The following is a 20,493-nucleotide window of genomic DNA, read 5'->3' on the forward strand; positions in this document are numbered from 1 at the left end:
TGGTCCGCGAAAAAAACATCCGGTGCTTGGCTACCGAACCATGCACACAGGAACGGATTTTAGAGCACGCCCAGGCACGCCCATTATGGCCTCTGGAGATGGCGTTGTTGAAATGGCTGCACGGAACGGCAGTTACGGTAACTATATCCGTATACGACATAACAATAGTTACAAAACGGCCTATGCCCATCTCAGTCGGTACGGCAAAGGTATTAAAAAAGGACGGCGCGTTGAACAGGGCCAGATCATAGGTTATTCAGGAGCCACAGGCCGCGTAAATGGACCACATCTCCATTATGAAGTGCTTGTAAATAACAAGCCGGTCAATCCGCTGACACTGAAACTACCAAGCGGGAAAAGTCTATCAGGTGACGCATTAAAGGCATTCCAATTAAGGCGCGAGGTAATCGTTGCAGACATGATACGTATTGAGAATCATGATCAACAAAGAGCTGGGCTGGCAGCAACAACGGCAAAAGCGCGCTGATACCCGGCAACCGATGCACTGATGAACACGGGAAAAAGTAACCGTGATTTGATACCAAAAGCTGGCTATCATGTTATACAAAGTAAAATTCAGGATTGCAGTCTATCAAGAAGCTTGAAATTCAAGGCTCTTAAGATCAATATGCAAGCGTGCAATACCGTTGTTTCAGTTTATAAGGTCGAGTTTGATTATGGCTATGTTGAGTAAAAGAAAAATACTGTCTGTTGCCGCTGCAACATTTGTTGCCATTCAGATAGGTGGTTATGTACCTACAATTGCTCAAGACGATTCAATCAAAGAGCTTTTGGCCTGCGACAAGATCAAGGACCCAGCGGACAAGTTAGAGTGTTTTAACGCTGCCATTGAAATTTTAAAGCAGGAAGAAGCCAACAAAGCAGAAGCGTCCAACGGTAATCTGCTTAAGGATAGACCGCTAAACAGAACAACGACACGTAACGGTGATTTTGGTTTTAGTGCAAACGAACTCGCCAGGCGTGCCAATAAAGACGGTAAAGCAAAGCCACCTAAGCAACAGATATTTACTTTCACGCGAGCGTGGCAAGATGCCATCGGCAAATACTACTTCTTAATGTCGAACGGTCAGGTATGGAAAGAAATCGGTGGGTCACATCTTATCGTCCCGAAACGCGCTAAAACCATCCGTATCAAACGAAATGCCCTAGGCGGCTACAACGGCTTTGTTGAAGGTATGAATGGTCGCCGTGGCAGTTTGAAGCGTATCCGATAAAATAAGAATAGGTCAAAGTCATTACTGCTCAATATGCAAACATATTGAGCAGTAATTTATTGCGTTACCCACTCTAAACTTTCTCTTACTCAACTAAACCATGGTGTATCAACAAATCATGGAAATATTGGTTAATCGATTCCAATAAGCGCTAAAATCACATCCCCACATTTCCATCCCAAGTGACTAAATTCCGCAGCAAACACCAATCTTAATGCTTTCTAAGGGCAGGATCACCATTGTGCATCACCACATTGTGACCATTTCGCAACAGTGGGCCGTCCGTATTAAACCTAAGTCATACATAAGTTATATAGTTCCTTTACTTATGTACTAAACATTTCGTTCACTGCAGTGGGCTTAGTGGGCATTGTACTCGTGCAACAGCCGCTGAGACTTTCTTTGACAAACATTGGGTAGTTTCTCGAAACATCCTTGGGAGGAGTTTAATATGGCTCATACTGATGAGTTTAAGCGCAAATTACGACTAGGCACTGCATGTGCCCTGCTCGGCGCAGTCGGCGTTGCCGGCGTCAATCCTGCTATCGCGCAAGATGCGGATGCAGATGACGAATTAGCTGTAGAAGAAGTGGTTGTTACCGGTTCGCGGATTAAGCGTACTGGTTTTGACACAGTTAACCCTGCAACTGTTGTGGATAGCGAGTTCCTTGAACTTCGCTCTTTCAACAACGTTGCAACAGCACTGAACGAGCTACCATCTTTTGGTATTCCAGGTGCATCTGAAAACGGTGGCCAGGCTGGTCAGAACGTTGGTCAGAACTTTGTGAACGCATTCGGCCTCGGCTCACAGCGTACACTAACATTGGTTAACGGCCGCCGCGTTGTATCACAATCATCTGTATCTATCACAGGTACTGGTGTTGCTGGTTCAGGTATCCAAGTTGACTTGAACACAATTCCAACAGCACTGATCGACCGCGTTGAAACTGTATATACCGGTGGTGCACCGATTTATGGTTCTGATGCGATTGCCGGTACTGTTAACGTAATCCTCAAAGATGACTTTGAAGGCTTTAACGTTGACGCTGAATACGGCATTGCAGGTGAAGGCGACGCTGAGAACTACCGCTTCCGTACATTGGTTGGTGGTAACTTTGCTGATGGCCGTGGTAACGTTGTTGTTTCCATGGAATACGCGCGTCAAGATGGCTTGCTAACATCTGCACGTCCATATCTTGCAACTGGTGCTGGTTTTGTGAACAACGAAGCTAACGGCGGCGCAGGCGATGGCATTGCTGACCTTCGTTTCTCAACTGATACGAACGGTGTATTCCAGGTTCTAGAATCTGGTGTTCCACTTGCAGAAGGTTCATTGTTCCACCAGCTAGGTGCTGGCGATACTGGCCTGTTGTTCAGTGGTGGTCGTGATGCAGATGGCAACGGCATTGGCGTTCCATTGATCTTCGGTCTAGGCGGCGGTCTTGTAGACGCAGCTGTAGCAAACATTGGTGTTCGTCCAACTGATACAGCTGGTCGTAACAGCATCTTCTTCTCGCAAGGTTCTAATGCGATCAACAACCCATATGTGTTGTCTACGAACGAAGCAAACACATTGGTTTCACCGCTTGAGCGTTACACGTTCACGCAGTTGTCACACTATGACCTGACAGACAACATTCGTTGGTTCTCTGAAGCTGCTTACTCTCGTTCAGAATCTACGGATGAGATCAACCAACCTTCATGGTCAACAAACTTCTTCTCACCTGGTGTATCTGGCCTGTTACAACTTAATGTAGCAGACAACCCATTTGTGACTGACGAGATCCGCGACATTCTTACTCTTAATAATGGCGGAGTTACACCAGAAACATTGAATATCACACGTACAAACACTGATATTCAAGAAGGTAACGAGAACCGTCGTTCACAAGACAGCTTCCGTTTCGTAACCGGTTTTGAAGGTGACTTCGAAGCATTCGGTCGTTCATGGAACTGGGACTTGTCATACAGCTACGGTGAAACAAACGCTGTTACATCGAATGCAAACATTAACGGTCTTCGTTATGCGCTTGCAATTGATGCAGTTGTTGATCCAACAACTGGTCGTGCAGCATGTCGTTCAACAGTTGAAGGTCGTGATTTCCAACCTGGTGGCGTTCGCGTACCTGGGGATGACAATGACGTAGCAAACTGTATTCCAATTAACATTATTGGTTACAATCAGTTTGGTCAGGATGTTCGTGATTACCTAATCCAGAACAACCTCTCTACTCTTGAGCTACAACAGTCTGTAATCGAAGGTAGCATCGCTGGTGAACTGTTTGATCTTCCAGCTGGCCCTGTTGGTTTCGCGGTCGGTGCAACACACCGTCGTGAGCGTGGTCGTTTTGATGTTGACCAAGGTCTACAACTCGGCATCGATCCAACTGCTCCAGTTGGTGCGGTTGCTGGTGGCTTCGACACTGACGAAGTATACGCAGAGGCTTTGATTCCGATCGTATCTAACGGCGAAGGCCTTGGTGATGCTGTTGGTTCATTGATCAACAACTTCGACATTGAGGGTGCTGTTCGTTACGTGGACAACTCTGCTGCTGGTGGCGATTACACATGGACACTTGGTGGCCGTTTGAACTTGAACCTTCCAGGTATTGGTGATGCGTTCACGTTCCGTGGTAACTACACGGAAGCTATCCGTTCACCTGCGATCACTGAATTGTTTGCACCACAAGTACAAACATTCAACTTCGCACAAGATCCTTGCGAAAACCGTTTCATCGGTAATGGTCCTAACCCAGCTGTACGTCGTGCAAACTGTGAAGCACAATTCGCTTCATTAGCTGGTTCGCTTGACCCAGCGGTTGATTTCGGCACATACGTGTCAGTAATTACCAACGCTTCACAGCCTGGCTTTACTGGCGGTAACCCGAACCTTCGCAACGAGCAGTCTGTAGCATACACTCTTGGTTTCGTATTCGAGCCTGAGTTTGTTCCAGGCCTGACGATTTCATCTGACTACACTAACATTGAAGTTACAGATGTGATCCAAAGCTTGACTGCGACACAGGTTGCTAACGCTTGTTACGACAGTAACAACTTCCCGAACGAAGCGTCATGTGCTCAGTTCACGCGTAATGCAACTAGCTTCCAGCTTGAGAACTTCATCACTGGTCAGGTAAACGCAGCACGTCGTCGTCTTGAAGCGATCATTACAGATGCAAGCTATACGTTTGATCTTGCTGATGTATCATCTGCTCTAGACGGCACAATGAACTTGACTGCAAACTACTTCTTCCTTCTGAAGTCTGATCTGCAAGTTGGTTCAGCTGATCTTGATGTTCTTGATCGTGAGCGTAACCACCTTCGTCACCGCTGGCAGGTAAACGCAAGCTATCAGCTTGATCGTTTCTCTGCATTGCTGCAGTGGCGTCATGAAAGTGGTGGTCGCTTCTCTAACGAGGACAGCGATGATCGTCGTGACATCTTCCGTTTCGCAGATTTCAACACTTACAACGCAACGCTTCGTTATCAAATCAATGATACCTTTGCTGCTCGTGTTGTAGTGAACAACATCTTCGATAACCTGGGTAACGAGACACGTCTTGCAGCAGCTGGTGGTAACAACATCAACTTCTCTGACTTCCAAGGCCGTCGCTTTATCTTCGGTATCAACGCTAGCTTCTAAGCTTAAGCGAAATAGAGATAAACGAAACGGGGCCTTTGGGCCCCGTTTTTTTATGCCGAAAAAGTTCGCAGCAACTCTCAGCTGATATGAATACATGCGTTAGATAGGAATCATCTCAACCAGGAGTGATAAGTAATCCGTTTGGAAACAATGCCTCACATTCCTTTAAGATAAGCGCTGAAAGCTCATATATCCGCACAACAAATAGCACCAGAACCAGCATTTGGTGCATTCTGGATTTTAAACAAATTTTGTTTCAGTAAGATCAAAAAAGACTGAAATGCGCGTCAATTTACTATCGATTCAGTGTCGCAGCTACACGCAACGAATCACCTGTTTGACGCCTGATGCATGACTTCCACACAACATGCAGTATGTAAAACTTAAGAGATAAGTTATTGGTTTATAACAATAATACTTTAGTTATATACCTTTGCAATTTCTGTGTTTACTGCGCCACACACGCCTGCTTTTTTCTTAAATTTGCATGACAAGTTCGCCGGAATTCCTCCGCGCGATTCCCATACTCTGTTTAGCCTTTGGTCACCAACTTGGACTTGGGCATTGTCTGTGTATTGGACACAGCAGTTCCGAGACTTTCTTTGACAAACACTGGGTAGTTTCTCGTAACACCCTTGGGAGGAGTTTAATATGGCTCATACTGATGAGTTTAAGCGCAAATTACGACTAGGCACTGCATGTGCCCTGCTCGGCGCAGTCGGCGTTGCCGGCGTCAATCCTGCTATCGCGCAAGATGCGGATGCAGATGACGAATTGGCTGTAGAAGAAGTGGTTGTTACCGGTTCGCGGATTAAGCGATCTGGTTTTGACACAGTTAACCCTGCAACTGTTGTGGATAGTGAGTTCCTTGAACTACGTGCCTTCAACAACGTTGCACAAGCACTGAACGAACTACCATCGTTTGGTATTCCAGGCGCATCTAACAATGGTGGACAAAGCGGTAACGCCGTTGGTCAGAACTTTGTGAACGCATTCGGCCTCGGCTCACAGCGTACACTAACATTGATCAATGGTCGCCGGACTGTATCACAAAGCGCTGTTACGACCTCAGGCGTAAACGCAGGCACAGGCTTGGGTCTTCAAGTTGACTTGAACACAATTCCAACAGCGCTGATTGACCGCGTTGAAACCATTTATACTGGTGGTGCACCGATTTATGGTTCTGATGCGATTGCCGGTACTGTTAACGTAATCCTCAAAGATGACTTTGAAGGCTTTAACGTTGACGCTGAATACGGCATTGCAGGTGAAGGCGACGCTGAGAACTACCGCTTCCGTACATTGGTTGGTGGTAACTTTGCTGATGGCCGTGGTAACGTTGTTGTTTCCATGGAATACGCAAACCAAGAAGAACTACTAACAACTGCTCGTCCGTTCCTTGCACGTGGTGCTGGTTTTGTTCGTAACCCAGCCGACACTGGTCCAACAGATGGTATTGCTGACCAAATCTTTGCACTTGATAACGTTGGTGTGTTCCAGGTTCTAGAATCTGGTGTTCCACTTGCAGAAGGCTCTACCTTCCACCGCCTAGGCACAACTAACACTGGCTTGTTATTCAGTGGTGGTCGTGACGCAAACGGTAACGGCATTGGCGTTCCATTGATCTTCGGTCTAAACGGTGGCTTGGTAGATGCTGCTGTTGCAAATATTGGCCGTGTTGATGTGGATGCAAATGGTGGTTCAGGCTTGTTCTTCTCAACCGGATCCAATGCGATCAACAACCCATATGTGTTGTCTACGAACGAAGCAAACTCGCTTATTTCACCGCTTGAGCGTTACACGTTCACGCAGTTGTCACACTATGACATCACTGACAACATTCGCTGGTTCTCTGAAGCGGCATACTCTCGCACAGAATCTACTGACACAATCAACCAGCCTAACTGGTCAACGACCTTCTTTGGTCCAGGTCAAGGTGGTTTGTTGCAGGTTAACCTTACCGACAACCCATTTGTGACTGATGAGATCCGCGACGTTGTTGCGCTGAATAATGGCGGCGTATTGCCTGAGTTCCTTAATATCTCTCGGACAAACACTGATATTCAAGAAGGTAACGAGAACCGTCGTTCACAAGACAGTTTCCGTTTTGTAACCGGTTTTGAAGGTGACTTCGAAGCATTCGGTCGTTCATTCAATTGGGACTTCTCATACAGCTACGGTGAAACAAACGCACAAACATCAAATGCAAACATTAACGGTCTTCGTTATGCGCTTGCAATTGATGCAGTTGTTGATCCAACAACTGGCCGCGCGGCTTGTCGTGCAACACTTGATCCAGACTTTGAAACACAGCCAGGCGGCGTTCGTCGTGATGCACCAAACTCTGATGTTACAAACTGTATTCCAATTAACATCCTTGGTTACAACCAGTTCAATGACGATGTTCGTGATTACCTGATTCAGAATGTTCTCTCTTCTCTAGAGCTGCAACAAACTGTGATTGAAGGTAGTATCGCTGGTGAACTGTTTGATCTTCCAGCTGGCCCTGTTGGTTTCGCGATTGGTGCAACACACCGCCGCGAGCGTGGTCGCTTTGATGTTGATCAGGCACAAAACATTGGTATCGACCCAACCACACCTGTTGTGAATGTTAATGGTGGATTTGATACTGACGAAGTTTACTTTGAGGGCTTGATCCCTGTTGTGAATAACGGCGAAGGCCTTGGTGATGCTGTTGGTTCATTGATCAACAACTTCGACATCGAGGGTGCTGTTCGTTTGGTGGACAACTCTGTTGCTGGTTCAGATTACACATGGACACTTGGTGGCCGTTTGAACCTTAACCTTCCAGGTATTGGTGATGCGTTCACATTCCGCGGTAACTACACGGAAGCGATCCGCTCACCATCTATTCCTGAGCTGTTCTCACCACAAGCGCAGGGTAACTTCTTTGCGAATGATCCTTGTGAAGTACGCTTCATTGATGGTGGTAATAACCCAGCACAACGCCGTGCAAACTGTGAAGCACAATTCGCACAGTTCCAAGCTGCTGGTCAGATCAACCCAGGTATCGCTCTTGATACTTATATCTCTGTTATTACCAACGCTTCACAACCTGGTCTAACTGGTGGTAACCCGAACCTTGTGAACGAAGAATCCAAGTCTTATACACTTGGCTTTGTGTTCGAGCCTGAGTTTGTTCCTGGTCTGACAATTTCGTCTGACTACACTAACCTTGAGGTAACAAACGTTATCACAAGCTTGACTGCAACACAGGTTGGTGCGGCTTGTTACGACAGCCCGAACTTCCCGAACGCTGCAGCTTGTAGTGCGTTCACACGTGAACCTGGTACGTTCCAATTTACAAACCCAGTTACGGGTCAGGTGAATGCGGCACGTCGCCGTCTGGAAGCGATCATCACAGATGCAAGCTATACGTTTGATGTTGCCGATGTGGCGGAAAGCCTTGACGGTACGATTAACCTGACAGCAAACTACTTCTTGCTTCTAAGCAGTGATTTGCAAGTAGGTTCTGGTACACTTGATGTACTTGATCGTGAAAACGGTCACTTCCGTCATCGTTGGAATATCAACGCAACTTACCAGCTTGATCGTTTCTCTGCATTGCTGCAGTGGCGTCATGTAAGTGGTGGCCTCTTTAGTAATGAGGACAGTAACGAGTTCCGCGACATCTTCCGCTTCAAAGACTTCAACACATACAACGCAACGCTTCGTTATCAGATCAATGATACCTTTGCAGCACGTGTTGTTGTGAACAACATCTTTGATAACCTCGGCAATGCAACACGCCTTGCAGCGGGTAACGGTAACAACCTGAACTTCTCTGACTTTACAGGTCGTCGCTTTACTTTCGGTATCAGCGCTAACTTCTAAGCTGAAACTGATATTCAACTAATGGAAACGGGGCCTCTTGGCCCCGTTTTTTTATTGATCTATCGACAAGACACTAAGACTAACCCCCATCAAGCTTTCCTGACGTGAAGTAATTTTCAGGTTTCTTGAGCGTATATTTTTATATTTTTAATGCTTAACCATAGTTAAGTTTTGTAATTTTATAGCTGCCCCTGCGCCTTATGTTGTCTAACTGCAACACTTTCGCCCTTCCAGCCATCTTTCTAGAGACACAGATCAAGTCTTCGCGAATATGAATATTAACGTTTTGTGTAACTGTAGTTAAAGTAACGCAATGACTTTAGCCGGAATACTTCTGACTATCGTTTGACATGCAAAAACAGTAGCTCTGGCAAATGCCGTACATGATCTCACTGTTTTTGATAGGGGTTATATAACAAAGGAACATAACGTGGCTCAGGAACTTAAAAAATTCCGCCGTGCTGCCCTATTGGGTAGTGCAGCAACGCTCGTAGCAAGCTTAGCGCTTGGAAGCACTGCTTATGCACAAGATGCAGACTCAGAAGAAGCAATCGAAGAGGTTGTGGTAACAGGTTCACGGATTATTCGCCGTGATGTATCTGCACCAAACCCGGTAAACGTAGTCGGCGCAATCGACATTCGCGATTCAGGTGAAACAGACGTTTCTAAACTCCTGCGCGAAATCCCGGCTCTAAACGGCTCACTAACAGCAACCGGCTCAGTGGTAAATGCAACAGACTCAGCTGACTTAAACGATGACGCTGGTATTGGTCGCTTGAACTTGCGTAACCTAGGTATCAACAGAACACTGGTTCTGGTTAATGGTCGTCGTCATGTATCTGCCATTCAAGGTAGCGGTACAGTTGACGTGTCAACAATTCCAATTGCCCTTATTGACCGCGTTGAAACGGCAACCGGTGGTGGTTCATCAGTATACGGTGCAGACGCAGTATCTGGTGTTGTTAACTTCATCCTGAAAGATGATTTTGAAGGCCTTGACTACCGTGCTCAGTACTCTCTTTCTGACGAAGGTGATGCGGACAACATTTTTGTTGCCTTAACTGGCGGCACTAACTTTGCTAACGATCGCGGTAACGTCGTTCTAAGTGCAGAATACACACGCCAATCTCGCATTAATCGCGTAGACCGCGACGATGCGTTTGGTGCAGGCTTCTTTAACTTGCTTGCCAATTCACCTGCTCTGGCAGCTGCTCTTGGTCGCAACCCAGACGCTGCTCAAGTCTTTGCTCCTGATTTCCGCATCAACTTCTCTAGCTCTGCTGGTATTATTGCTCTGCGTGAAGCTGGTGCTGGTGGTAGCGTGTTCGGCGGTATCGTTGATGGCCAAGGTGATGCAGGCATCATTGCAGGTATTCCTGCACTGCAAGTATTTGACGGCGGCTCTGTTCGTGAATTTAACCGCGGCATCGAGTCTAGCCCGTTCAATTCATCAGGCGGTGACGGTATTCAGGCAGCAAACCCGAATGCAGCAATTGTTCCTTATATTGATCGCATCAATCTTAATGGCTTATTCCGTTACGAACTTACCGATAATCTCGAATTCTATGCTGAAACTAAATATGTTCAGCAAAGAACTGAAGATGCTGATGGTATCCCGTTTAACGATGATATTCCTATCGCGCTCGATAACGCATTTATCCCGGCTGGTTTGCGTGCGCAAATCGACCAAGCGATTGCTGATGGCATTACACCAGCAATTACGCTTAGCCGTGATATCCTTGATCAAGCCGTTATTGGCCAAACAAACACGTCACGGAATACACTACGCCTCGTAGGTGGTTTCCGCGGTGAATTCGACAACGGCTGGCGTTGGGATGCGTCCTACAACTATGGTCGTACAGAGATCAACACAACCAACGGCAACAGCCGCGTAGAGGATCGTTTCTTTGCTGCAGTTGACGCGGTTGTTGACCCTACAACAGGTAACATCGTTTGTCGTTCTGACCTTGACTCGACTGCATTGCCACCAGGATCACCGTTTCCAGCAAATCGTCCAGGCTTCCTAACGTTTGACGCTGGTGATGGTAGCTGTCGTCCACTAAGCTTGTTCGGCACAGACAGCATCACTTCTGATGCAATTGGTTTTGCATTTATCGATACAGCTGAAAGTGCTGAAATCGAGCAACGCCAAGTTCTGGTAACACTAGCTGGTGACAGTGCTGATTACTTTGAACTACCGGCTGGTTCAGTTGGTTTCGCGGTTGGTTTCGAATACCGTGATGAGAAATCAAGCTTTACACCACCTGAGCTAGAGCGTGCTGGTCTTCTATACAACACTCTCGGCGAAGCACGTGATATCGTTAATGGTCAATATGATGTAGCAGAAGTGTTTGGTGAGGTAAGTATTCCAATTCTTGCTGATCTTCCGTTTGTTGAATCGTTAACACTTGATGGTTCATTCCGCTATACAGACCACAGTACAGCTGGCAGCATCGAAACATATGGTGGTGCTATCCAGTGGCGTATTGATGAGAACATTCGCATAAGTGCTACATACAACCGCGCAGTACGTGCACCAAACATCTTTGAACTGTTCTCACCTGCACAGCCTGCATTTATCGGTGTAACAGCTGATCCATGTGCACCAGAAAACATTGGTGCTGGTACACCTAACCGTGCAGCAAACTGTGCAACATTTGTTGACGCTGGCTTTGATCCGGCAGACTTCTTGTCTGCACGTGTTGCTGGTTCGACCGGTGGTAATGCAAACCTAGCTCCTGAGACAGCTGATACATACACCATTGGTGTTGTTTTAACGCCGTCTTTCGCGCCAGGCTTGACCGTACGTGCTGACTACTACAACATCGAAATCGAAGATGCGATTGACGCCCTTACGGGCCGCGAAGTTGCAGAATTGTGTGTGGATCTACCAACCACAAACAACCCATTCTGTGCTCAGGTTCAACGTGATCCTGCAAATGGTAACGCAATCTCTGACTTCCAGTCTGGTAACGTTAACCTTGGCGGCTTCTCTACAGAAGGTCTCGATCTTTCAGCGAACTATGTCTTTGATCTTGAGCGTCTGTTTGATGCTGATTACGGCGTGTTGAACCAAACATTGACGGCTACTCACGTGTTTAACAACATTGAGTTCCCGGATCCGCTAGATCCAAACTTTGCTCTTGATGATAACGGTCAGACAGCATTGCCTGAATGGATCGTTAACTACCAAGCTCTTTGGTCTTATGGCGATCTGAGCGTGACATACCAGTTGCGTTATCAGTCAAGCCAGTTGAACATTGGCATCAACAACGAAGATGTTGCTGGTAACCCAATCTTCGCTGATCCGTTGAACACCGGCAGTGCGTTTGTTCATGATATCTCTGCTACATATCGTGTAAACGACCTTGCGAACATCACGTTTGGTATTAACAACCTCGGCAACCGTAGCCCATTCATTGGCTCGCTTGCTCGCCCTGTTGATCCAATCGGACGTACATTCTTCGTGAACATCGGTGGTAGCTTCTAAGAAGCGACACCTCTGATTTAGCTAATAAAAAAGCCGCGGTTCGCCGCGGCTTTTCCTTTTCCAAGAACATTAGAGTTAATTACAGTGGCTAATGCATAGCCGCTATTTCAGACACTAAGTCGTCAGCACCAACATTGAACACAATGTTATCTCCCGACTTTATATCACCCGCCAAAATAAGCTCAGCTAGCTTATCCTGCACTGACTTCTGAATCGTGCGTTTCAACGGTCGTGCACCGTAAACCGGATCATATCCTGCATTAGCAAGCCAATCGCGCGCCTCTGCAGACAATTCTAAATTGATCTTCCTGTCAGCAAGCAGCTTCGACAACCGTTGCAATTGAATATCAACAATCTCACCCATATGGGTGCGTGCCAACCTGTGGAACAGGATAATTTCGTCAAGGCGGTTCAAAAATTCAGGCCGGAATGCCGCTTTGACATTATCCATAACAGCACCGCGCACCGTTTCCACAGGATCATCATCGCCCAGCTCGGCTATTAGATGTGAACCCAGGTTAGATGTCAGAATAATGAGCGTATTGGTGAAATCTACTGTACGACCTTGACCATCAGTCAAGCGCCCATCATCCAGCACTTGTAAGAGCACATTAAACACATCAGGGTGTGCTTTCTCAATCTCGTCAAACAAAATCACTTGATAAGGGCGGCGGCGCACAGCCTCTGTCAGTACACCGCCCTCTTCGTATCCAACGTATCCTGGCGGCGCACCAATCAATCGAGCTACGGCATGCTTTTCCATAAATTCAGACATATCAACACGCACCATTGCGCTGTCATCGTTAAACAAAAACGACGCCAGTGCCTTGGTTAGTTCAGTTTTACCAACACCTGTTGGACCTAAAAACAGGAAACTGCCAAGTGGGCGGTTCGGGTCCTGCAAGCCTGCGCGCGCACGGCGCACCGAATTTGAAACTGCTTCCAAGGCTTCCTTTTGTCCAATAACGCGCTTCCCAAGTTCGTCTTCCATACGCAGAAGTTTATCACGCTCACCTTCAAGCATGCGGTCAACCGGCACACCAGTCCAGCGCGATACAACGCTTGCAATGTCCTGATCGAGAACTTCTTCCCGCAACAATGCCTTGTCATTCACTGTCGTTTCAGCATTCAAACGTCGTTCAAGATCAGGGATAACACCGTGTTGCAATTCACCGGCTCGTGCAAAATCACCTTGACGTTCAGCTTGTTCAAGCGCACGTCGTGCCTGATCAAGCTGTTCAATAGCTGATTTTTCACCAGCAATCTTGTCACGTTCTAACTGCCAGCGCGCTGTTAGTTCTGCAGACCTTTGCTCCAGATCTGCCAGTTCTTTCTCAATATCAATTAAACGCGCTTTCGCACCATCATCTTTCTCTTTCTTCAGCGCCTCGCGTTCAATTTTTAATTGGATAATCCGGCGGTCCAGCTCATCAATTTCCTCAGGCTTGGATTCGGTTTCCATCCGCAAACGACTGGCTGCTTCATCCATCAAGTCAATTGCTTTATCTGGCAAGAAACGGCCTGTTATGTAACGATTTGAGAGTGTTGCAGCAGCAACAAGCGCACCATCAGTGATACGTACACCGTGATGCACTTCATATTTTTCTTTTAAACCACGCAATATGGAGATCGTATCTTCAACCGTTGGCTCTTCGACCACTATTGGTTGGAACCGCCGCTCTAACGCTGCATCTTTTTCAACATACTTGCGGTACTCACTCAATGTTGTTGCCCCAATGCAATGCAATTCACCGCGCGCAAGTGCTGGCTTCAACAGGTTAGAAGCATCCATAGCACCATCGGTTTTGCCCGCACCAACCAGTGTGTGCATCTCGTCAATAAACAGAATGACATCACCAGCACCGTGAGACACATCTTGCAAAACGCCTTTAAGGCGCTCTTCAAACTCGCCGCGGTATTTTGCGCCGGCGACTAAGGCGCCCATATCAAGCGCCATAATTCGCCGATTACGCAAACTATCCGGCACATCACCGTTGGCAATCCTGAGCGCAAGACCTTCAGCAATAGCTGTTTTACCAACGCCGGGCTCACCTATGAGGACCGGATTGTTCTTGGTGCGCCGTGACAATACCTGAACTGTACGCCTGATTTCTTCATCACGACCAATAACAGGGTCTAATTTCCCATCAAGCGCACGCGCTGTTAAGTCTTGTGCATACCGATTAAGCGCATCATAGCTGTCTTCAGCCGAGGCGCTATCCGCTGTGCGGCCTTTACGCACTTCGTTGATCGCCTTATTTAATGCATCTGCAACAGCACCTGCATTTTTCAAAATATCGCCAGCAACACACTTAGGTGTCATTAAATATGCAAGCAGCAAACGCTCTGCGGTTACAAATTTGTCAGATGCTTTATCCGCAATCTCCTCTGCCTTGGCAAAAAGCTGCGCTGTGATCGGATCAAGATGAAGTTGCCCCGCACCACTACCTTCAATTTTCGGCAGTTTCGACAATTGCTGCTCAACCTCAGCAAGCGCTGCTTCAGGTTTTGCACCGGCAGCACGCAATAAGTTTGCAGCCAGGCCTTCCTTGTCATCCAGCTGAACCTTGAGCAAATGTTCAGGTGTAAATCTTTGATGGTTCTCACGTAGCGCAAGATTTTGCGCAGACTGAATAAACCCGCGGGAGCGGTCTGTATATCGTTCACTATTCATGTGTCATTAACCCCATGATCATGGCTTGCCCCGTGTTGGCTGCAATACCATTTATGTTACATCATTTTCACTCAAGATGCCCCAATTGGGCACATCTTGTTATTTAATGTGGGGGTTAAAGTGATAATCGCAAGACTTCAGACATTAAATTTCAGTCAAATACGATCTTGTCTTCATACAATAAAAAAGCACCCAAAAGGGTGCTTTTTATAAATTGATATACAGATATAGCTATGCAGCTTCACCATCAGACGATGGCTTCGCATCTGCAGTGCTTGCAGCTTCGGTCACTTCTGCTTTTTTACGGCGAACAGGTGCACGGCGGCGAACTGGTTTTTCAGCAGGTGCATCCAAGTTTAATTCTGGATGGACTTCCGCCGGTTGCTCTTGATTGCTGACATCACCATTAGGTTTGGCAACAGCCGTCTTTCTTCTGCGCGGCGCAGGTTTAACATTTTCAACTTCTTGTGTTGGAACATCAGTAGAAACATCCACTTTGCTCGCCTCTGCATTATCAGTCCCATTCTGGGGAGCAACACTCTGCTGTTCTGAATTTTGAGGCGTCGCATTTTGGTTTTGATTTTGCTCATCACTACCGTCACGGTTACGGTGATTGCGCCGATTATTATGACGCCTGCGAGGTTGTTGTGCGTTGTTTTCACCATCGCCTGCCGTGTTTTGATCACTGTTGTTATTGTGACTGTTAGCAGTTTGATTACTAGGTCCACGCATTTCATTGGCAACACGATGATAATGGTCAGCGAACTGAAAATAATATTCAGCCTGCATACGATCACCAGCCTGCAACGCTTCTCGTGCTTGGTTTTTATATTTCTCGCAAAGCTGCTTCGGATTACCCCGAGGCTTAGAATCGTTGCGATTATTATGGTTAGACTTCCCGTTATTTCGGGACGTAGGTCTGCCACGCCTTTTTTGCGCGTTCTGAGCCTGTTTCATGCTTATTCAGTACCAAATAATGAAAGAAATTTCATGTAAATGACAAGCAATGCCTGTCAGTTTTCCGAGATCGACAATCGACATTTTTCGGATATCTAATTGCAACATGGCCAATCAGGCACTTCGATTGCGGTAAGATTTAATTACCCTAACGGGTATATCCTGCGTTTCCAAGTAAGAATTTGGTTCGATTCAACTATTTTTACCTGAAACAACCCTGTCAATGCCATTCAAGTCCTGATTAATTAAAATATCTTTAAATCCTACTGCCTCGAAAAGAGCTCTAACGGTCTGCGCCTGGTCAAAACCAACTTCAACCGCAAGAATTCCACCTATTTTTAGGTATAAAGCTGATTCGTTAGCGATGCGTCGGTAAAAATCATACCCATCTGCACCTCCGTCCAACGCAGACAATGGCTCATAATCTCTAACATCATCCATCAGGTCATCAATATCCTGCGTTGGAATATAAGGCGGATTAGACACAATAAGGTCAGCCTTTTGCAGTTTTTCTCCGTTAAATGGTTCAAACATGTCACCAAGAATGAACCGTGTTCTTGCATTTAAATTATTTTCATCTGCATTTTGAGCCGCGATTGCAAGCGCGCCTTCAGATACATCAATGCCGACACCTGTACTGCTTTCCGCCTCAGACAAAATACTGAGCAAAACACACCCGCTTCCCGTCCCTATATCCAGAACCTGGCCATCATTTATTCCTTTTAAAGCTAGCGCTCCAACCTCGACCAATGTTTCAGTATCAGGGCGCGGAATAAGTGTGTGCTCATCAACTATGAATTCACCAGTCCAGAAACTCTGACGACCCGTTATGTACGCCACTGGCTCATTAGTGAGGCGGCGTTCAATCATGTGCTGAAACACCTGATAGTCTGCGATGGACATTGATTCATTTATGAGTGGCAGATGTGAAGGAGCCACGCTCAAAACATGCGCAAGCATTACTTCTGCATCACGCTGCGCATTAGGGTTACCTTTACCCGCCAAGCATTCAACTGCACCACGCAATACTTTGCTTGGCAACAAATCAACAGCCTCGATCAAAAGCCAGCTTCCATAGCAGACAGTTTCGCCGCCTGATCTTCTGAAATAAGGCTTTCGACCACTTCAACCAAGCCTTCGCCTGCAAGAATTTGATCTAGCTTATGTAATGTCAGCCCGATCCGATGATCTGTCACACGCCCTTGCGGGAAATTATATGTACGAATGCGCTCCGACCTGTCACCTGATCCCACCTGCGCCTTGCGATCTTCCGAGCGCTCGGAGTGTATCTTCTCACGTTCCAGATCGTACAAACGGGCACGCAAAATCTTCATCGCTTTATCGCGGTTTTTGTGCTGTGATTTTTCGCTTTGTACAACAATGATACCAGTTGGAAGGTGCGTTATACGCACCGCAGAATCGGTCGTATTAACGTGCTGCCCGCCAGACCCTGATGCCCGCATCGTATCGATACGGATATCTTCATTGCGAATTTCCACGTCCACTTCTTCCGCTTCAGGCAGCACCGCAACAGTAGCTGCGCTAGTGTGAATACGCCCACCAGACTCAGTTGTAGGCACACGCTGAACGCGGTGAACACCTGATTCAAACTTCATCTTAGCAAACACGCCTTTACCGGTAACGTTTGCCATCACTTCCTTGAAACCGCCAACATCAGCCGAAGAGCTGTTAATCAGTTCAACCTTCCAGCCTTGGCTTTCGGCAAAGCGCTCATACATGCGATAAAGGTCGCCCGCAAACAATGCTGCTTCATCACCGCCCGTGCCGGCCCTTATCTCTAAAATAGCCGAACGTTCATCAGCAACGTCTTTAGGCAACAACTCAATGGAAAGTTCACGCTCCATTACAGGTAGTTTTTCCTTCAACTCAAGAAATTCTTCCTGTGCCAACTCTTTCATATCTGGATCATCACCGGACGCCATCATCTCGGCAAGGTCGGCCATTTCAGCGCGCCCATCTTTCAAGGCTTGCGCCGCTTCAACGACCGGGCCAAGGTCCGAATATTCCTTACTAAGCTTTACAAATTCTTCGTTCGAAAATTCGTCTGGTGTACCAAGTGCATGCTCAAGGTAATCGTACCGCGTTAGTAATTGTTCAATGCGTTCTTCCGTAATCACTTGTTACTCTCCTGGATTGCAGAGGCAAGTCGATCAAAACTGATTTCCTGTTGCGTTCCCGTGTCCAGGTCTTTCAACGCAACCACACCGTTTTCAAGCTCATTATCACCAATAACGACAGCAAATCTTGCTGAAGCTTTATTCGCACGGTTCAAACGCTTTTTAAGATTACCACTGCGGTCCTGTGTGACAGTAAAATTATTTCTTCTCAGGCCTTCAGCAAGAGCAAAAGCTTTCAGCGTTGCCGCGTCACCCATTGGCATCATCACAACACTACGCGCAGGTGCAGCGCCAGCCTGCGAGAGCATAGCAAGGCGCTCAATGCCACCGGCCCAACCAATGCCAGGTGTCACTGGGCCACCCAATTGTTCAATCAATCCATCGTAACGACCACCAGCAAGCACTGTACCTTGAGCACCCAGTGCAGACGTCACAAACTCAAATGCTGTGTGGGTATAATAATCAAGCCCGCGCACCAACCGTTCATCATGGTGATAAGGAATCCCTATTACATCAAGCCCGCGACGGACCGTATCGAAAAACGAACGCGCTTCATCAGTTAAACTGCCGGATATCAGCGGAGCATTTGCAACAATCTCTTTATCACTAGCGTCCTTACTATCCAGAATACGCAGCGGATTGGTCGTTAGGCGGCGCTTACTATCTTCAGACAATGTGTCTTTGTGTTTAGAAAAATACGCTACCAGCGCGTCACGGTACTGCGTCCTGCTTTGAACATCACCTAGTGTATTAAAATGCAACACAACGTCATCTGAAATGCCAAGCTCGGATAGAATGCGCCACGCAAGCGAAAGCATATCGACATCAGATTCTGGTGCATCAGAACCAAGCAGTTCAGCGTTAATTTGATGGAATTGACGATAGCGACCTTTTTGCGGCCGTTCGTACCGAAAGGCCGGGCCGTGGCTCATAAACCGGCAAGGCAGATTCTGCTGCAGTCCGTTAGAGATAAAGGCACGGCATACACCAGCTGTAAACTCAGGCCGAAGCGTGATCTCTTCACCGCCTCTATCTTCAAAGCTGTACATTTCTTTAGAGACAATATCCGATGCTTCACCAAGTGGCCGCTTGTAGACCTCGGTAAATTCAAAAATCGGCGTTACCATTTCCTCAAAACCATATGAGGCTGCAACACGTTTAAACGTGTCTACCACCATAGTCATATGACGTGCGTCATCACCGTATATATCACGCGTGCCCCGCGCAGGTTGCAGTTTGGACACAGGAGTTTTCCTCTAAATAGCTATTGAGCAGCTTTCGCCGCAGCGCTGTCCAATTCGGACGCTTTATTCTCTACAAGCTCAACGATATGATCAACGAGCCTATCGTCAGAAATTTTATGGTCTGTCATGCCGGATAGATAAACCATGTGATTACCGTTACCACCACCCGTTAAGCCAATGTCTGTTTCACGTGCCTCACCTGGACCATTCACCACACAGCCAATAATTGAAAGACTCATAGGCGTGTGGATATGAGCTAACCGCTCTTCAAGTACTTCAACAGTTTTGATAACGGGAAATGCTTGGCGTGCGCATGAAGGACAGGAAATGATCTGCACACCACGGTGTCGCAACCCAAGAGACTTCAACAGTTCAAAACCAACCTTTACTTCTTCAACAGGGTCAGCCGAAAGCGAAACTCTAATGGTATCTCCTATACCCGCCCACAAAAGTGAACCCAGCCCAATAGACGATTTCACGGTACCGCCGCGCAGAGCGCCCGCTTCAGTAATACCAAGGTGTAATGGATAATCGCACGCATCCGCCAGACCATGATATGCGGCTACTGCCAGGAAAACATCTGAGGCTTTCACGCTAATTTTAAAATTAGTAAAGTCATTGTCTTCAAGTATGCGAGCGTGTTCAAGTGCGCTCTCAACCAATGCTTCAGGGCAGGGCTCAGCGTATTTGTCCAGCAAGTGCTTTTCAAGCGAGCCTGCGTTTACACCGATGCGCATGGAACAACCGTTCGCTTTTGCAGCTGTCACAACTTCTTTCACACGTTCAGCAGAACCAATATTACCGGGGTTGATGCGCAAACACGCTGCACCTGCATCTGCTGCTTCCAGGGCGCGTTTATAATGAAAATGAATATCTGCGACGATTGGTACACCAGCCTCACGACATATTTCAGGCATAGCGGCAGTTGATGCTTCGTCAGGGCAGGAAACCCGAACAATATCTGCACCAGCTTCCACCGCAGCATGTATTTGTTTGATAGTAGCGGGTGCATCAGATGTAAGAGTGTTGGTCATGGTCTGCACGGTGATAGGCGCATCGCCGCCAACAGGAACAGACCCAACCATAATCTGGCGGGATTTACGTCTTATGACGTCTCTCCATGGGCGTATACTCATTGCTTATTCCATCTCAATAACACAGCACAAAACATCTACAGGCCGCGTTATACATCAGCCGCGTTAGCAGTGGAAGCAAAGAAAAATATAGAATGTTATGAAGTTGTATACATGCATGATT

The 20,493-nt window shown here is 47.0% G+C and carries 11 protein-coding genes (1 of these 11 only partly in view); 5 read left to right on the forward strand and 6 right to left on the reverse strand.

Annotated elements, in window-relative coordinates:
- The 5 genes from OEU88_RS00035 to OEU88_RS00055 all read left to right on the forward strand — a co-directional run.
- Nucleotides 1–487, forward strand: partial view of a M23 family metallopeptidase gene (locus OEU88_RS00035; protein ID WP_262693042.1) — the 3' portion only. The gene continues 950 nt to the left of window position 1, outside the view; 487 of the gene's 1,437 nt are visible here — the last part of the coding sequence; its start codon lies beyond the left edge, outside the window; its stop codon occupies nt 485–487.
- A gap of 190 nt (nt 488–677) precedes the next feature.
- Complete coding sequence (locus OEU88_RS00040; RefSeq protein ID WP_262693043.1) at nt 678–1,235, forward strand: hypothetical protein; 558 nt, start codon at nt 678–680, stop codon at nt 1,233–1,235.
- Between the two features lie 451 nt (nt 1,236–1,686).
- Nucleotides 1,687–4,878, forward strand: a complete 3,192-nt coding sequence (locus OEU88_RS00045; RefSeq protein WP_262693044.1) for a TonB-dependent receptor domain-containing protein — start codon at nt 1,687–1,689, stop codon at nt 4,876–4,878.
- Between the two features lie 651 nt (nt 4,879–5,529).
- A complete protein-coding gene (locus OEU88_RS00050; protein WP_262693045.1) occupies nt 5,530–8,733 on the forward strand; it encodes a TonB-dependent receptor domain-containing protein in 3,204 nt (1,067 codons plus the stop codon).
- A 430-nt stretch (nt 8,734–9,163) separates the two neighbouring features.
- Nucleotides 9,164–12,223, forward strand: a complete 3,060-nt coding sequence (locus OEU88_RS00055; RefSeq protein WP_262693046.1) for a TonB-dependent receptor plug domain-containing protein — start codon at nt 9,164–9,166, stop codon at nt 12,221–12,223.
- Nucleotides 12,224–12,311: 88 nt separating this feature from the next.
- Here the strand turns inward: OEU88_RS00055 and clpB are convergent, their stop codons facing one another.
- From clpB to ispG, 6 genes are all read right to left on the reverse strand, one after another.
- Complete coding sequence (gene clpB / locus OEU88_RS00060) at nt 12,312–14,897, reverse strand: ATP-dependent chaperone ClpB (RefSeq protein WP_262693047.1); 2,586 nt, start codon at nt 14,895–14,897, stop codon at nt 12,312–12,314.
- A gap of 231 nt (nt 14,898–15,128) precedes the next feature.
- A complete protein-coding gene (locus OEU88_RS00065; protein ID WP_262693048.1) occupies nt 15,129–15,854 on the reverse strand; it encodes a DUF4167 domain-containing protein in 726 nt (241 codons plus the stop codon).
- 192 nt (nt 15,855–16,046) lie between these two features.
- Nucleotides 16,047–16,916 carry a peptide chain release factor N(5)-glutamine methyltransferase gene (prmC, locus tag OEU88_RS00070; protein ID WP_262693049.1) on the reverse strand — a complete coding sequence of 290 codons (870 nt, stop codon included), beginning with the start codon at nt 16,914–16,916 and terminating at the stop codon, nt 16,047–16,049.
- A complete protein-coding gene (prfA, locus tag OEU88_RS00075; RefSeq protein WP_262693050.1) occupies nt 16,913–17,992 on the reverse strand; it encodes a peptide chain release factor 1 in 1,080 nt (359 codons plus the stop codon). The genes prmC and prfA overlap by 4 nt, the downstream gene beginning before the upstream one ends.
- On the reverse strand, nt 17,989–19,236 hold the full coding sequence (gene hisS / locus OEU88_RS00080) for a histidine--tRNA ligase (RefSeq protein ID WP_262693051.1): 1,248 nt from the start codon (nt 19,234–19,236) through the stop codon (nt 17,989–17,991). Before hisS ends, prfA begins: the two co-directional genes overlap by 4 nt.
- A gap of 20 nt (nt 19,237–19,256) precedes the next feature.
- Nucleotides 19,257–20,372: a flavodoxin-dependent (E)-4-hydroxy-3-methylbut-2-enyl-diphosphate synthase gene (gene ispG / locus OEU88_RS00085; RefSeq protein ID WP_262693052.1), complete on the reverse strand. Its 1,116-nt coding sequence runs from the start codon at nt 20,370–20,372 to the stop codon at nt 19,257–19,259.
- Between the last annotated feature and the right edge of the window lie 121 nt (nt 20,373–20,493).

Source organism: Kordiimonas aquimaris, assembly GCF_025574485.1.
Lineage (GTDB): Bacteria > Pseudomonadota > Alphaproteobacteria > Sphingomonadales > Kordiimonadaceae > Kordiimonas > Kordiimonas aquimaris.

Coding starts and splice junctions, on each gene's coding strand:
- clpB (WP_262693047.1), bottom strand. CDS start 14,897: ATGAATAGTGAACGATATACAGACCGCTCCCGCGGGTTTATTCAGTCT.
- OEU88_RS00050 (WP_262693045.1), top strand. CDS start 5,530: ATGGCTCATACTGATGAGTTTAAGCGCAAATTACGACTAGGCACTGCA.
- OEU88_RS00065 (WP_262693048.1), bottom strand. CDS start 15,854: ATGAAACAGGCTCAGAACGCGCAAAAAAGGCGTGGCAGACCTACGTCC.
- OEU88_RS00040 (WP_262693043.1), top strand. CDS start 678: ATGGCTATGTTGAGTAAAAGAAAAATACTGTCTGTTGCCGCTGCAACA.
- OEU88_RS00045 (WP_262693044.1), top strand. CDS start 1,687: ATGGCTCATACTGATGAGTTTAAGCGCAAATTACGACTAGGCACTGCA.
- ispG (WP_262693052.1), bottom strand. CDS start 20,372: ATGAGTATACGCCCATGGAGAGACGTCATAAGACGTAAATCCCGCCAG.